The organism is Brevundimonas sp. (assembly GCF_019636155.1).
Taxonomy (GTDB): Bacteria; Pseudomonadota; Alphaproteobacteria; order Caulobacterales; family Caulobacteraceae; genus Brevundimonas.
This window is the reverse complement of the sequence record NZ_JAHBYB010000002.1, coordinates 229264-244248: the sequence shown is the minus strand read 5'-3', so window position 1 is coordinate 244248 and position 14985 is coordinate 229264. Positions and strand designations below refer to the sequence as shown.

The following is a 14985-nucleotide window of genomic DNA, read 5'->3' as shown; positions in this document are numbered from 1 at the left end:
CTCCGGCAAAAAATGGTCTAGTCGCAGGGCATGGCCGTGACCCGCGAACCCCAACTGGACCTGGGCGCCCTGCAGGGGCTGCTGGACCGTATCGGCGACGTGACGGTGGCCTGCGTCGGCGACCTGATGCTGGACCGCTTCGTCTATGGCGAGGTGGCGCGCGTCTCGCCCGAGGCGCCGGTGCCGGTGCTGCGCGCGACCCGATCCCTCGCCATGCCGGGCGCCGTGGGCAATGTCGCCCGCAATGTCGCCGCCCTGGGCGGTCGGGCGCGTCTGTCCGGCGTGGTGGGCCAGGATGCGGCGGGCGACGAGCTGTCGGCCCTGATCGCGGCGGAAGACGGAATCGACAGTTTCGTTCAGGCGCGCGCCGGCGCCGCCACCATCGTCAAGACCCGCTATGTCGCCGCCGGCCAACAGCTGCTGCGCCTGGACGACGAGACGCCCGGCGACCGCGCGATCACTGACAATGCCGCCTTTTCAGGAGCTTCCGTCATCCTGTTGTCGGATTACGCAAAAGGCGGCGTGGGCGACGACGCGATTGCGGCGGCCCTGTCGGCCGGCGCTCCCGTGATCGTGGACCCCAAGGGACGCGACTTCGCCCGCTACGGCGCGGTGGACGTCATCAAGCCCAACGCCGGCGAACTGGCCGCCGCCACCGGCCTGCCGGTCGGCACGGACGCCGAGGTCGAGGCGGCCCTGGCGGCTCTGCTGGACGCCGCCACGGCCCGCGCGATCGTTGTCACCCGCGCGGGTAAGGGCATGAGCCTGATGGAGCGCGGCGGCTCGGTGCGCCACTTCCCCGGCCGGGCGCGCGAGGTGTTCGACGTCTCGGGCGCCGGGGACACCGGCCTGGCGGCCCTGGGCCTGGCCCTGGGCGCGGGCGCGTCGCTGGACCAGGCGGTGCAGTTCGCCATCCTGGCCTCGGGCGTTGTGGTCGGAAAGGCGGGAACGGCCGTGGTCACCCCCGCCGAACTGATCGAGGCCGAGATGAGCCAGCACGCCCAGGCCGCCCAGGCCAAGGTCACGCCGCTGGACGAACTGGCGGCCGAGGTCGAGACCTGGCGGCGCCAGGGGCTGAAGGTCGGCTTCACCAACGGCTGTTTCGACATCCTGCACCGCGGTCATGTCGCCTATCTTCAGCAGGCGAAGAGCTGGTGCGACCGTCTGATCGTGGCGCTGAACACCGACGCCTCGGTGCGGCGGCTGAAAGGCGAGGGGCGGCCGGTCAACGATCTGGACAGCCGGGCCGTGGTGTTGGGCGGCCTCAGCAGCGTGGACCGGGTGACGGCCTTCGACGACCCCACCCCCCTGGCCCTGATCGAGCGGTTGCGGCCCGATGTGCTGATCAAGGGGTCTGACTACACCCGCGAAGGCGTGGTCGGCGGCGATCTGGTCGAAAGCTGGGGCGGTGAGGTGAAACTGGCCGACTTCCGCGACGGCTTCTCCACCACCCGAACCATCGAAAAGCTGTCAGGAGGCGCGGCGTGACCCGTCAGATGATGGTCGTCACCGGCGGCGCCGGTTTCATCGGCTCCAACATCGTCTCACGCCTGGCGGCCCAGGAACGCTGGGACGTGGTGGTCTGCGACCGGTTCGAGACCGCCGACCTGGCCAAGTGGAAGAACATCGCCAAGAGCCGGGTCGCCGACCTGTGGGCGCCCGAAGAGCTGTTTCACAAGCTGGAACAGCATGCCGAGGCCATCGACGCCGTCATCCACATGGGCGCCATCTCCTCGACCACCGAGCCGGACGCCGACCTGATCCTGCGCACCAACTTCAGCCTGTCGCGCGACCTGTGGGACTGGTGCGCCATCCGCGACAAGCGGCTGATCTACGCCTCGTCCGCCGCCACCTATGGCGATGGCGATGCGGGGTTCGACGACGATGATACGATTGAGGCGCTGTCTTCGCTTCAGCCGTTAAATGCCTATGGATATTCGAAAAGGCTGTTCGACGAATACGCCGTGCGCCAGGCGACGGCCGGCCAGGCGCCGCGCCAGTGGGCGGGCCTGAAATTCTTCAACGTCTATGGCCCGAACGAATACCACAAGGGCGGGATGAAGTCGGTCGTGGCCCAGATCTGGCCAAAGGTGGCGGCCGGCGAGACGGTCAGCCTGTTCCGCTCGCACAATCCCAACTACCCCGACGGCGGCCAGTTGCGCGATTTCGTCTATGTCGACGACGTGGTCGACATCATCGAATGGCTGCTGGCGACGCCCGGTATCAACGGCGTCTTCAACGCCGGGTCGGGCCAGGCGCGGTCCTTCCTCGACCTGGCCAACGCCACCTTCGTCGCCGCCGGCAAGGCGCCCTCGGTCGCCTATGTCGACATGCCCGATGCGATCCGCGACCGGTATCAGTATTTCACGCAGGCGCGCATGGATCGCTTGCGCGCTCTGGGCTTCCCCGGCCAGTCCACGCCGCTGGAGGAGGGGGTGCGCCGCTACGTCCAGTCCTTCCTCAGTCAGCCGGATCCTTATCGATGAAACCGCCCCGGCTGACCCTGCCGCGCCTGACCGCGGGCCAGTGGGTCGGCTATGCGGGCTTCTTCCTGGTCTTCCTGTTCACGGCCGCCGTGGCGGTGTGGCGCGGCGACATCCTGCGCGCCGGGCTGGACCCGCAACAGCCGTTCCAGACCTATGAGCCGCCCCCCGCCCTGTCTTATGATCAGGCCGGGGCCTGGGCGCTGCGCGACGCGCGGATCAAGGGGGCCGGCCCGGCGGCCGTCTTCTTCCTGCATCCCACCACCTATGCCGGCGCCCGCGAGTGGAACGGGCCCATCGGCGACCCCCAGGCGGACGCCTATCTGCGTCGTGTCGTCCTGCCCAACTACGCCGGGCCGTTCGCCGCGGCCGGGAGCATCAGCGCGCCCCGTTATCGCCAGGCCGGCCTCTACGCCCGGCTGACCTTGCGCGACGATGCGCGCGAGGCGCGGGCCTTCGCCTATGGCGATGTCCAGGCGGCGTTCGAGGCCTTCCTTGCCCGCCATCCCGAAGGCCCCATCGTCCTGGCCGGGGTGGAGCAGGGCGGCGAACTGCTGGACCGGCTGTTGCGCCAGAGGGTGGCGCCGGATCCCGCCCTGCGCCGCCGCCTGGCGGCCGCCTATCTGATCGACACCCTTGTGGCGCGGGACCGGACGCCCCTGCCGCCCTGTGCGACGCGAAACCAGACCGGCTGCCTGCTGGCCTGGTCCCAGGTGGGAGAGGCGGACGAGGGGGCGGCCCATCGCCGCCTGCGCCGGGCCCTGGTCTGGGACGACCGTGGCCGCCTGATCGATCTGGGCGGGCGCACGCCTCTGTGCGTCAACCCGGTCAGCGGAGATATGCGCGAGGTCCTGGTCGAGGCGCGGCGTCATCGCGGCGCCACCAACGCCACGGGGCTGGAATGGGGCGCGCGGCCGGCCCTGATGGCGCGCGAGGTCACGACCCAATGCCGCGACGGCCTGCTGCGGATCGACCATGCCAATCGCGAATCCTTCAGCGAGAAGGGCAGTTGGAACGAACGCCGAATGGCCCGGCCTTACAATCTCTTCTACGGGGATATTGAAGCTGATGTTCAGGCGCGCCTGGCCGCGTGGCAGGCGCGTCAGTCCGTGCCCGGCCGCTGAGCGCGCCAGTCGAACAGCTCTTCCAGCACCTGGATTGCCCGACCGCGATCCGACGTCAGGTCCGGGTCGCGGTCCAGCAGCATCCGCGCATCATCGGCCGCCGCCAGCATCAGCTCGCGATGCCGGATCGGGTCGGCGAACCGATAGGCCGGAAACCCGCTCTGCTTAAGGCCCAGCGGATCGCCGCCGCCCCGCAGGCGGAAATCCGCCTCGGCGATCTCGAAGCCGTCCTCGCTGTGGCGCAGCATCTCCAGACGCTCGCGCGCCGTCTCGCCCAGCGTCCCGTCCGCCCCGCCGCCGTACAGCAGGATGCAGGCGCTGGCCTTGGCCCCGCGACCGACCCGCCCGCGCAGCTGATGCAGTTGCGCCAGGCCGAACCGGTCGGCGTGTTCGATGACCATGATGGTGGCGTTGGGCACGTCCACCCCCACCTCGACCACCGTGGTGGCGACCAGCAGGGGAAGGCGCCCATCGGCGAAATCGGCCATGACCCGCTCGCGCTCGGCCCCGTCCATCTGGCCGTGGGCCAGGCCGACTTCGACGCCCAGGATGCGTTTCAGATCGACCGCCCGCGCCTCGGCGGCCGCCAGGTCGCTGGCCTCGGATTCGGCCACCAGGGGGCAGATCCAGTAGGCCTGCGCCCCCTCGTTGATCGCCGCCTTCAACCGCCGCGCCACATCGCCGATCCGCGCCAGAGGTAGAACGGCTGTGGTCACCGGCGTTCGGCCGGGCGGTTTCTCCGTCAGACGCGACACGTCCAGTTCGCCATATTGCGTCAGTTCCAGGGTGCGCGGGATCGGCGTGGCCGACATGCTGAGCAGATGCACCCCGCCCAGGCGTGGATCGCCCTTGGCCTGCAGCCGCTGGCGTTCGCTGACCCCGAACCGGTGCTGTTCATCGACAATGGCCAGGGCCAGCCGGTCAAACCGCACCGCGTCCTGAAACAGGGCGTGTGTGCCCACCGCCACCTGGGCCGAGCCGTCCAGCAGGGCCTGCAGCTTCTGGCGCCGTTCCGCCGCCCCGTCGCGGCCGGTCAGCAGGATGGTCGACACCCCGGCGGCCGCCAGCATCGGTCCCAGCCGTTCGAAATGCTGGCGCGCCAGGATTTCGGTCGGGGCCATCAGGGCGCCCTGGAAGCCGCTGGACGCCGCATCGGCCAGGGCCAGGGCCGCCACCGCCGTCTTGCCCGATCCGACATCCCCCTGAAGCAGCCGCCCCATGCGCCAGCCCGAGGCCAGATCTGCGCGGATCTCGGCCACCGCCTGCGCCTGAGCGCCCGTCAGGGTGAAGGGCAGGGCGGCCAGCAGTTTCGCCGAGGCCTCGCCCGGCGCGATCACCGGCGCCGGCTCGATCAGCCGCGCCCGCCGCCGCCGCGCCAGGGCCAGCTGGTGCGCCAGCAGTTCGTCAAAGGCCAGGCGTTGGCGCGCCGGCGCCTCGTCCGACAGATCGAACTCTGTCCGGGGCCCATGAACCGCCTCCAGCGCCGCGCGCCAGCCGGGCCAGCGCCGCGCCCCGATCCAGGCCGCATCCTGCCATTCCACCAGATCCGGCGCGGCCTCCAGCGCCGCGATCACCAGCTTGCGCACCTGGCGCGAGGTCAGGCCTTGCGTCGCCGGATAGACGGGTTCCGACATCGGAATCTCGTCCGCGCGGTCCGGCGGCAGGATGTAGTCGGGATGCGGAACCTGCACCTCGCCATTGAACCGCTCGACCTTGCCGCTGACGATCCGTTCGGTCCCCGGCGGCGCCAGGCGTTCGATCTGCTGGGGCGATCCGGCGAACCAGATCAGGTGCACGAAGCCCGTCTCGTCCGACGCCCGCATGCGGAGCGGCGCCCCGATCTTGTGCGGCGGGATCAGCCGGTCGATCCGCAGGCGGAAAATCCCCACCTCGCCCTCGACCGCATCAGACGCCGTCATCGGCCGTCGCCGGATCACCCCCGTCGGCGCCAGGAACGCCAGATCGCGCACCAGCGGCCCGGCCAGCCGCTCGACCAGGGGCTGGACGCGCGGACCCACGCCTTTCAGGCGGGTGACCGGCGCAAACAGGGGAAACAGAATCTCGGGCCGCATTTGATGGACAGCATAGCTGGCGAAAGCCGGGCGGGAACGCTATCTGACGCGCCTTGTTGATGAACACGGACCGGGAAAACCGCGTGGCCGAGGATAACGCACGTCTGGAACAGAAACGCGGCCGCATCGCCTTCCGCGCCTGGCGCCGGGGATTCCGCGAGGCGGACCTGGTGCTGGGCCCGTTCGTCGAACAGGTCGGACCGTCATTGAGCGAGGCCGAGTTGGACCAGCTGGAGGCCCTGCTGAACATCGACGACCAGTATCTGTACGGTTGGATCATCGAACGCGATCCGACACCGGCCGAGCATGAGACGCCCCTGATGGCCCGCATCCGCGCCTTCATGCGCGAACACGTCGCCGCCGCGGTGGCGCGGGGCGCCGGTTGATGGACGGATCGTCGCCGCGTCGGCGCGATGTCGAACTGGGTGGGGCGCCCGAGGGTCTGGACGCCCTGGTCGTGGCGCGCGCCCTGGCGGACGGCGGCCTGGGCCTGTTCGTCGCGCGGGATTTCCAGCGCGCGGGCGCCTTCGTTCAAGCGTTCCGCTTCTTCGGCCAGGATATTGAAGTTCTGGACTATCCGGCCTGGGACTGCCTGCCCTATGACCGGCTCAGTCCCAGCGCGGGCGTGGCGGCCCAGCGTATGGCGACCCTGACGCGATTGGCCGAGCGCAAGGCTGGCGATCCGCCCCTGCTGGTGGTGGCGACCGTGGCCGGGGCCATGCAGCGCACGCCGCCCCGGGACGCGACACGCCGCGCCGGCTTCTCGGCCCGGATCGGGCTGGACCTGGATACGGCGGCGCTGGAGACATATTTCGCCGCCAATGGCTATGTCCGCGCCTCCACCGTCTCCGAACGCGGCGAATTCGCCGTGCGCGGCGGGGTCATCGACGTCTTCCCGCCGGGGTTCGACGAGCCGGTGCGGCTGGACCTGTTCGGGTCCGAACTGGAATCGATCCGCACCTTCGATCCCGAAACCCAGCGATCGACCGGCCAGCGCAAGGCGGTCGACCTGGCGCCCGTATCGGAAATCCAGCTGGACGCCGAGGCCATATCCCGCTTCCGCACCGGCTATCTGAACCTGTTCGGCGCCGGGGGCGACGATCCCCTCTATGTCGCCGTCAGCGAGGGCGCGCGGCGCCAGGGCATGGAGCAGTGGCTGCCGCTGTTCTACGACCGGCTGGACACGCTGTTCGACTATCTGCCCGACGACGCCACGGTGTTTCTGGATAATCAGGTCGAGGCGGCGCGGGCCGAACGCTGGAGCCTGACCGATGACGCCCATGATGCGCGGCAAGAGGCGGCCAAGGCGCGGGGGCAGGGGGGTATCGTCAATCGCGCCCTGCCGCCGGATCGCCTCTATCTGCCCGAGGCCGACTGGAACCAGGCCCTTGCGGGGCGCGAGGTGCGTCGCTTCACCCCGTTCGACAGCGGCGCCGAGGATGCGGGCGGCCGCCTGGGCCGCAGTTTCGCCGCCGAACGGGCCCAGGACAGCGTCAATCTGTTCGAGGCCGTGGCCCGCCACGCCGAGGCGCTGAAGGGCCAGGGCCGCCGCGTCCTGTTCGCCAGCTGGAGCGAGGGCTCGTCGGATCGCCTGGCCGCCATGCTGGGCGACCACGGCCTGCAACACGTCATCGCCGTCCGCGACTGGCGCGATGTTCAGGCGGCGCCGGACGGGGTCTATCTGCGCGGCGTCCTGCCGGTCGAGCATGGCTTCACGACCGACGCCGTCGCGGTCATCTCCGAGACCGACATCCTGGGCGACCGCCTGGCGCGGCCCAAGCGCAAGCGGCGGGCGTCCAACTTCCTGGCCGAGGCCTCGGCCCTGACCGCCGGCGATCTGGTGGTGCACCTGGATCACGGCATCGGCCGCTATGAGGGGCTGAAGACGCTGGACATCCAGCAGGCGCCGCACGACTGCCTGGAAATCCGCTATGCAGGCGAGTCGAAGCTGTTCCTGCCGGTCGAGAACATCGACCTTCTGACCCGCTACGGAACCGACAGCGACGGGGTCCAGCTGGACCGGCTGGGCGGCGCCGGGTGGCAGGCGCGCAAGGCCAAGGCGAAAGAGCGGCTGCGCGCCATGGCCGAGGGGCTGATCGCCCTCGCCGCCAAGCGCGCCCTGCGCTCCACCGAATCCATCACCCCGTCGTCGGGCCTGTTCGACGAATTCTGCGCCCGCTTCCCCTATGAGGAGACCGAGGACCAGCTGAACGCCATCGGCGACGTGCTGGAGGACCTGGGCAAGGGCCAGCCGATGGACCGGCTGATCTGCGGCGACGTGGGTTTCGGCAAAACCGAGGTGGCCCTGCGCGCCGCCTTCGTCGTGGCCATGAGCGGCAAGCAGGTGGCCATCGTCGCCCCCACCACCCTGCTGGCCCGCCAGCATTTCAAGACCTTCTCGGAACGCTTCGCCGGATGGCCGGTCAAGGTGCGCCACCTGTCACGCATGGTCACCGCCAAGGACGCCTCCGAGACCCGCGCGGGCCTCAAGGACGGCAGTTTCGAGATCGTGGTCGGCACCCATGCGGTGTTGAGCGATCAGGTCGGGTTCCGCGATCTGGGCCTTGTTATCGTTGATGAAGAGCAGCATTTCGGCGTCAAGCACAAGGAGAAGCTGAAGACGCTGCGCGCCGACGTCCACCTGTTGACCCTGACCGCCACGCCCATCCCGCGCACCCTGCAGATGGCCCTGTCGGGCATCCGCGAAATGTCGATCATCGCCACGCCTCCGGTCGATCGGCTGGCGGTGCGGACCTATGTCACGCCGTGGGAGCCGGTGCTGGTGCGAGAGGCCCTGCTGCGCGAGAAATATCGCGGCGGCCAGGCCTATTATGTCGCGCCGCGCCTGAAGGACCTGCCGGACATCGAACGCTTCCTGCGCGAACAGGTCCCGGAGGTGAAATTCGTCGTCGGCCACGGCCAGATGAGCCCGACCCAGCTGGAAGAGGTGATGACCGCCTTCTACGACGGTCAGTATGACGTGCTGGTGTCCACCACCATCGTCGAATCCGGCCTGGACATTCCCACGGCCAACACCCTGGTGGTCCACCGCGCCGACATGTTCGGCCTGGCCCAGCTGTATCAGATCCGCGGCCGCGTCGGCCGGTCCAAGGCGCGGGCCTTCGCCTATCTGACCACCGATCCGAACAGGCCCATGACCCTGTCGGCCGAGCGGCGGTTGCAGGTGCTGCAGTCGCTGGACAACCTGGGCGCCGGCTTCCAGCTGGCCAGCCACGACCTGGACCAGCGCGGCGGCGGCAATCTGCTGGGCGACGAACAGTCGGGCCATATCCGCGAGGTGGGCGTCGAGCTGTATCAGCAGATGCTGGAAGACGCGGTCAACGAGCTGCGAGAGGCCGGCGAGGGCGCGCCGGACCGCGGCTGGTCTCCCGCCATCAACGTCGGGGCTTCGGTCCTGATTCCAGAGGATTACGTCCCAGACCTGAATGTTCGCCTCAGCCTGTATCGGCGCCTGTCCGACGCCGAGCGGATGGAGGACCGCGAGGCCCTGGCCGCCGAACTGATCGACCGGTTCGGCCCCTTGCCCGACGAGGCGAAACAGCTGCTGCGCATCGTCGGGATCAAGGCCAACTGCCGCACCGCCTGTATCGAGAAGATCGACGTCGGGCCTATGGGCGCCGTCCTGACCCTGCGCGACAACCGCTTCCCCAACCCGGTCGGCCTGGTCGGCCTGATCCAGAAGAACCACGCCTATTGGAAGATCCGCCCGGACCAGAAGATCGTGGTCAAGGGCGACTGGCCCACGCCGGATGACCGGCTGAAGGTCGCCGAGCGGATCACGGCCGATCTGGCGCGGGTGGCCGGCGCCTGATCCGGACGACTCAGCGGACGGAGCGTCGGATATTCATCGACGCCCGCTCCAGCAGCACGGCCGCGCTGTCGCTGTCGCCCAGGGAAGCGGCGCCGATATCGAACTCGACCACGAAGGGCGAGCGGTCGGGTCCGGCGTCGAAGGCGGTGCATCCGATCACCGCCGCGATCCGTTCGGCCGCCAGCCGCGCCGCTTCGCCCGGCGTCGCCGGAAGGGCCAGGGCGAAGACCTCGGGCGCCAGGCGCGCGGCCGTGTCCTCGACCCGCACCAGACGGGACACCATGGCCCCGATCTGGGGCATGGCGCGGTCCAGCCAGCCTCCGGTCCGCGCGGCCCGGACCGCCTCGGTCTCGGCCACCCTCAAGACACAGGCCGACAGGGGCCGCCGCCGGGCCTGGGCGGCGGACGCCAGGCGCGCCAGGTGGGCGGCGAAGATCTCGGGCGTGAACAGTCCGGTCGCGGAGTCCATCAGCCCGCTGGCGCGCACCTGGTCCAGGGCGATCCGCACCGCCTGGTCGCGCCGATGGGTGCGGGCCAGGCTCAGCACCCTGTCCGCCGTCTCCTGCTCGGACGTATCGGCCGCCGCGACGTCGGCCAGGCCGCGGTTGTAGAGGTCGGCCGGGTTCACCTCGCCGACGCTGCGCAGATAGAGGGCCAGCGGTATGTGGAACAGCCGGGTGTTCCGCTTCATCCCCGCCGCGATCGACAGGGCCGGCGCATGGTCCTGGCCGCCCCACAGAACCACGGCGTCGAACGCCGCCTCGTGCAGATAGTCGAAGGCGGTATAGGGGGTCGGGGCGGCCACCACCTCGGCGCCCTCGGCGGTCAGGGCGTTGGACAGGGCCAGGAAACGCCGGTCCGCCGCCCCCGCCGCCAGGATCTTCAGCGGCGTCTCGACCTTGGGCTCCAGCGAAAGATCGACATCGCGCGCCGCGAATGTGGCCTGCCGTAGGCTGAATTCCTCGCGCGCCACCGCCGCACGGCTGAGCTGTTCGAGGCGCAGCGCGGCCTGGGCCGGATGGGGCGCCCGTCGCATGATCAGGTCCGCGCCCGCCGCCGCCGGGGCGTCGGCCGGGCCCACGGCGATGACGGCCAGGCTGCGGGGCAGGGCGGCGTCGCGCAGGTGATCGATGGCGTCGGGCTCCATCGCCTCCAGATCGACCACCGCCGCATCCAGCGGGAAATCCCTCAGCGTCGCCGCGCCCGCGCTCGCCGTCCGGGCCGAGACCGTGCGCCACCCCAGGGCGTCCAGCCCCTGCGACAGGGCCTCGATCCGGTCGTCCGTCGCAGCGACGATCAGAACGCGCGGATCAGACTCCAAGAACGGCCTCCACTGCCATTGCGCCCCGACGCAGGGTCCGGGCGGCCGGACCATAGCGGCGGCGCCCCCAGATGCAATGGCGCGTTGCGCCGGATCGTCGATGGCGCTTTTATGGCGCCCGGATTGGGTAGGAGACGCGGCGGGTGAGTCGCGGAGCTTGGGGTTTGAAATCCAGTATCAACGAGATCGCCACTCCGGCGTTCTGGGGCCGGATGGCCGTCCGCGCCTTCACGCGCAGCTGGGGCCGGGACGTCATGCTCTACACCGGGGGCGTGTCCTTCTTCGCCCTGCTGGCGGTCTTTCCGGCCATCGCCATCCTGATCGGCCTGTACAAGATCGGCCTGTCGATCGGGCCGGTCAGCCAGCAGGCGGCGGCCCTGGCCGATGTCCTGCCGCATGCCGCCCAGGCCATCTTCCTGGCCGAGATCAACCGCCTGGCCGCCACCTCCGCCAGCGCCGTCTCGGCCCAGTCGGCCTTCGCCCTGATCATCGGCGCCTATGCGGCCCACCGCGGGTTCAAGGCCCTGCTGGCGGGCCTGAACCTGATCCATGACGAGACCGAGCCGCACGGCTTCTTCAAATTCAACCTGCTGGCCTTCTTCGTGGCCCTGTTCGCCTTCGGCCTGTTCACCGTGGTGTCCGGCGCGGTCGTCACGGCGCGGGTCCTGATGCATGCGGGCGTGGCCGCGGGCGCCTCGGGCAGCAACGACGCCCTGCCGTTCGACGGATTGCTGCCGGCGGCCGGCCTGGCCCTGGGCCTGACCATGCTCTACCGCTACGCCATGAGCCACCGGACGCGGGTCGCCTGGGTTCCGGCCATCGTGGGCGGGGTGGCGGCCACCCTGCTGTCCATGATCTCGTCCTGGCTGTGCGCCATCTATGTCGAGCGGATCGCCCAGCTGGGCGCCACCTATGGCTCGGTCGGGGCGGTGGTGGTTCTGCTGATCTGGCTGTCGTGGAACGTCAACGCCATCTTCTACGGCGGCGCCTTCGCCACCGAGATGGAGATCGCCTGGCGCTCGCGCGGCGCGCCCGAGTTCCAGCCGCAGGAAGAGACCCCGGCGGCCGAGGTGGTCAGTCTGTCGGCGCGGCGGGCGTCTCGACGATGATGGTCAGGACGCCGTCGGCCTCCTCTATCGAGACCACGGCCCATCCCATCTGAGCCGCCAGGTGCGGCGCGTCGATCCGCGCCATCGGATCGGTGGCCAGCAGGGTCAGCCGTCGGTCCGGCCCGGCCGTCGCCATCGCCTTTCTCAGTCTGAGCGTCGGCACGGGGCAGCGATGGCCGCGCGCATCGACAATCATTCCATCTGCTCCAACAGCATCTCCAGCGCCTGGCGCACGCTGGTCAGCCGAACCCCTTCGCGGTCCAGGCCCTCGAACCGCCGTTCGACATGCCTCGGCCCCGCCGGCCCGTCCGAGCCGAAATGCACCAGGCCCACCGGCTTGTCCGGCGATCCGCCGCCGGGGCCGGCGATCCCCGTGATCGACACCGCGACCTGGGCTTCCGATCGCTCCACCGCCCCTTGGGCCATTTCCAGAGCCGTCTCGCGCGAGACGGCGCCATGGGCCGCCAGGGTCGCCTCGGCCACGCCCAGCATCTGCATCTTGGCCGCGTTGCTGTAGGTGACGAAGCCCCTGTCGACCGCCGCCGACGATCCCGCGACCGCTGTCAACGCCCCGGCCACAAGGCCGCCCGTGCAGCTTTCGGCCGTGGCCAAGGTCAGCCCCCGGTCGATGGCGCGGCCGACGACATGTTCAGCCAGGGCCTGAAGATCGTCTGGAAACATCGGCTATCCGCAAGCTGGGCGAGTCGGTCTAGCGTGACCGAAGGGGCGGGCGTCTGTCGACCGCCGATGTCGATGGGCCTTGCACATGACCGACACCGCCGTCCAGACCGCGCCCGGCCGCGAAGGGCGAATGACCTACGGCCTCTTCGCCGTCGCCATCTTCACCTCGGCCGCCCTGGTGTTCGCGGTCCAGCCGATGGTGGCCAAGCTGGTCCTGCCTCAGTTGGGGGGCTCCCCCTCGGTCTGGAACACCTCCATGGTCTTCTTCCAGGCCGCGCTTCTGGCGGGTTATGGCTATGCCCACGGGCTTCAGCGTATCGGTTCGATCCGTCTTCAGGTGGCGGTTCACCTGGCCCTTCTGGCGGCGGCGGCCCTGTTCCTGCCGCTGCATGTCAGCGGCCTGTTCGGCGATCCGGACCCCGCCGCCCCGATCGGATGGCTGCTGGCGACCCTGGCCCTGTCGGTCGGCGCGCCCTTCGCCGTCCTGTCCGCCACCGCGCCCCTGCTCCAGGCCTGGTTCGCCCGCGTCCGCGCCGGCACGCCCGAGGGACGCAATCCCTATGTCCTCTACGCCGCCTCCAACCTGGGCAGCTTCCTGGCCCTGCTGGCCTATCCGCTGCTGATCGAGCCCCTGGCGACGCTGGGCGGGCAGAGGGCGGGGTGGAGCGCCGGCTATGGAGTCTTCATCCTGATGGTCGCCGGCCTGGCCTTTGTGGTCTGGCGCACCCGCGGCCTGGCCCAGGAGCCGCCGCGTCTGGCGACCAGTCCGGCCCTTTCCTGGCGCGACAGGGGCATACTGGTGCTTCTGGCCGCCGCCCCGTCCAGCCTGATGTTGGGCGTCACGACCCATCTGTCGACCGACGTGGCCTCGGCGCCGTTTCTCTGGGTCGCGCCCCTGGCCCTGTATCTGCTGACCTTCGTCATCGCCTTCCAGACGCGGCCGGCCATCCCCATCTGGGCCACCCTGCTGCTGCAGGCGGCCCTGGCCTCGGCCTGTGTCATGCTGGTGGCCTTCCGCACCGGCTTCTGGCCCATGCTGTTCGCGGTCCACCTGGCGACCTTCTTCTTCACCGCCCTGATGTGCCACCAGTTGCTGGCCGAGCGGAGACCGGCGCCGGACCGGCTGACGGAGTTCTACCTGCTGATGTCCCTGGGCGGGGTGATCGGCGGCGCCTTCACGGCCCTGCTGGCGCCGGTGATCTTCAAGATGGTGTGGGAATATCCTCTGGTTCTGGTCCTGGTCGGCCTGGCCCGGCCGCCCCTGACCCGGCCGGTCCAGCGCAACGAGATCATCCTGTTCGTCGCCGCCCTGCTGGTCGCCGCCATTCCGCCCCTGCTGTCGGCCGTCTTCAGGGCCAACTGGGACCTGGCCTGGGCCTTCAACCGGGTTCTGCCCTGGGGGATGCAGCAACTGGCCATCGTCATTCTGGGCGTGTCGGCGATCTGCGCCTTCCTTTTGCGGGATCGCGGCCCGGCCTTCGTCATCATCCTGGCGGCCATGGCCCTGTCGTCCCACTACATCGCGCGCGGCTATGACGCCCGCTTCACGGACCGCAGCTTCTTCGGTGTGATGAAGGTGGCCGAGACGACCGACCCGCGGCTGGGCGGGCCGGTCCATGTCCTGATGCACGGCACCACCCTGCACGGCGCCCAGGCGCGGGATCCGGCCAGGGCCTGCCAGCCGACCCTCTACTACGCCCCCTCGACTCCGCTCGGACAGGCGGCCCTGTCCCTGCGCGACCGGCCCGGCGCCGTGATCGGCGTGGTGGGCCAGGGGTCCGGCGCCCTGGCGGCCTACAAGCGGGCGTCCGACAGCCTGACCTTCTTCGAGATCGATCCGATGGTCGATCGGATGTCGCGCGATCCGCGCTGGTTCACCTTCATCTCGACCTGCGCCGACGGCCCGATCCGCACGGTCCTGGGCGACGCCCGCCTGACCCTGGGCAAGGAGGCGAGGGGGACCTACGACCTTCTGGTCATCGACGCCTTCTCGTCCGACGCCGTGCCGACCCACCTGCTGACGCGCGAGGCGGTGGGCCTGTATCTCAGCCTGCTGAAGCCGGACGGCGTGGTGGTGCTGCACCTGTCGAACCGCAATCTGGAGATCACCCTGCCGGCCCAGGCGGCGGCCCAGGCCCTGGGCGTTCCGGCCCTGCATCAGGTCTATGTCGAGGACCCGGACGCGCCGGAAATGGCCGAGGCCTCGACCGAGGCCCTGATCCTGTCTCCGACCGAGGCGGGCCTGGCCCGTTTCCGCGCCGATGGCCGCTGGAACCAGCTTCAGGAAACCCAGGTCAGGCCCTGGACCGACGACTACGTCAACCTGATCGGCTCCCTGTGGCGCCACCTCACCCAGTGACGTG

At 70.0% G+C, this 14985-nt stretch carries 11 protein-coding genes; 7 read left to right on the top strand and 4 right to left on the bottom strand.

Annotation, left to right across the window (positions count from 1 at the left end; all coding sequences use genetic code 11):
• Positions 1–30 precede the first annotated feature (30 nt).
• The 3 genes from rfaE2 to KF910_RS03115 are packed head-to-tail and all read left to right on the top strand — an operon-like array spanning position 31 to position 3607.
• The gene (rfaE2, locus tag KF910_RS03125; RefSeq protein WP_292258753.1) at positions 31–1488 is read left to right on the top strand and encodes a D-glycero-beta-D-manno-heptose 1-phosphate adenylyltransferase; all 1458 of its coding nucleotides are present in this window, start codon (positions 31–33) and stop codon (positions 1486–1488) included.
• A gap of 8 nt (positions 1489–1496) precedes the next feature.
• A complete protein-coding gene (rfaD, locus tag KF910_RS03120; RefSeq protein WP_292258873.1) occupies positions 1497–2486 on the top strand; it encodes an ADP-glyceromanno-heptose 6-epimerase in 990 nt (329 codons plus the stop codon).
• On the top strand, positions 2483–3607 hold the full coding sequence (locus KF910_RS03115) for a DUF3089 domain-containing protein (RefSeq protein WP_292258752.1): 1125 nt from the start codon (positions 2483–2485) through the stop codon (positions 3605–3607). The genes rfaD and KF910_RS03115 overlap by 4 nt, the downstream gene beginning before the upstream one ends.
• On the opposite strand, the gene recG is transcribed toward KF910_RS03115, so the two are convergent.
• Entirely contained in the window at positions 3586–5679 is a 2094-nt protein-coding gene (gene recG, locus KF910_RS03110) for an ATP-dependent DNA helicase RecG (RefSeq protein ID WP_292258751.1), read from the bottom strand. The two genes, KF910_RS03115 and recG, sit on opposite strands and share 22 nt — an antisense overlap.
• Before the next feature lie 83 nt (positions 5680–5762).
• Here recG and KF910_RS03105 point away from each other — a divergent pair, with 83 nt between their 5' ends.
• The gene (locus KF910_RS03105; RefSeq protein WP_292258750.1) at positions 5763–6065 is read left to right on the top strand and encodes a succinate dehydrogenase assembly factor 2; all 303 of its coding nucleotides are present in this window, start codon (positions 5763–5765) and stop codon (positions 6063–6065) included.
• On the top strand, positions 6065–9511 hold the full coding sequence (mfd, locus tag KF910_RS03100; protein WP_292258749.1) for a transcription-repair coupling factor: 3447 nt from the start codon (positions 6065–6067) through the stop codon (positions 9509–9511). Before KF910_RS03105 ends, mfd begins: the two co-directional genes overlap by 1 nt.
• Positions 9512–9521: 10 nt before the next feature.
• On the opposite strand, the gene KF910_RS03095 is transcribed toward mfd, so the two are convergent.
• Positions 9522–10832 (bottom strand): diguanylate cyclase domain-containing protein, encoded by a 1311-nt coding sequence (locus tag KF910_RS03095; protein WP_292258748.1) that lies wholly within the window; start codon positions 10830–10832, stop codon positions 9522–9524.
• 164 nt (positions 10833–10996) lie between these two features.
• Here KF910_RS03095 and KF910_RS03090 point away from each other — a divergent pair, with 164 nt between their 5' ends.
• Positions 10997–11941, top strand: a complete 945-nt coding sequence (locus KF910_RS03090; protein WP_292258747.1) for a YihY/virulence factor BrkB family protein — start codon at positions 10997–10999, stop codon at positions 11939–11941.
• On the opposite strand, the gene KF910_RS03085 is transcribed toward KF910_RS03090, so the two are convergent.
• Positions 11907–12077, bottom strand: coding sequence for a sulfurtransferase TusA family protein (locus KF910_RS03085; RefSeq protein ID WP_323805196.1), 171 nt, complete (start codon positions 12075–12077; stop codon positions 11907–11909). The genes KF910_RS03090 and KF910_RS03085 overlap by 35 nt on opposite strands.
• A gap of 56 nt (positions 12078–12133) precedes the next feature.
• On the bottom strand, positions 12134–12622 hold the full coding sequence (locus KF910_RS03080) for a CinA family protein (protein ID WP_292258745.1): 489 nt from the start codon (positions 12620–12622) through the stop codon (positions 12134–12136).
• A gap of 85 nt (positions 12623–12707) precedes the next feature.
• Between KF910_RS03080 and KF910_RS03075 the strand changes: the two genes are divergently transcribed.
• A complete protein-coding gene (locus tag KF910_RS03075; protein WP_292258744.1) occupies positions 12708–14981 on the top strand; it encodes a spermidine synthase in 2274 nt (757 codons plus the stop codon).
• The last annotated feature ends 4 nt before the right edge of the window (positions 14982–14985 follow it).

Bases quoted from the DNA above. Each gene is read 5' to 3' on its own strand.
- rfaE2 (WP_292258753.1), top strand. From the start codon at position 31: ATGGCCGTGACCCGCGAACCCCAACTGGACCTGGGCGCCCTGCAGGGG.
- rfaD (WP_292258873.1), top strand. From the start codon at position 1,497: ATGATGGTCGTCACCGGCGGCGCCGGTTTCATCGGCTCCAACATCGTC.
- KF910_RS03115 (WP_292258752.1), top strand. From the start codon at position 2,483: ATGAAACCGCCCCGGCTGACCCTGCCGCGCCTGACCGCGGGCCAGTGG.
- recG (WP_292258751.1), bottom strand. From the start codon at position 5,679: ATGCGGCCCGAGATTCTGTTTCCCCTGTTTGCGCCGGTCACCCGCCTG.
- mfd (WP_292258749.1), top strand. From the start codon at position 6,065: ATGGACGGATCGTCGCCGCGTCGGCGCGATGTCGAACTGGGTGGGGCG.
- KF910_RS03085 (WP_323805196.1), bottom strand. From the start codon at position 12,077: ATGGCGACGGCCGGGCCGGACCGACGGCTGACCCTGCTGGCCACCGAT.
- KF910_RS03080 (WP_292258745.1), bottom strand. From the start codon at position 12,622: ATGTTTCCAGACGATCTTCAGGCCCTGGCTGAACATGTCGTCGGCCGC.
- KF910_RS03075 (WP_292258744.1), top strand. From the start codon at position 12,708: ATGACCGACACCGCCGTCCAGACCGCGCCCGGCCGCGAAGGGCGAATG.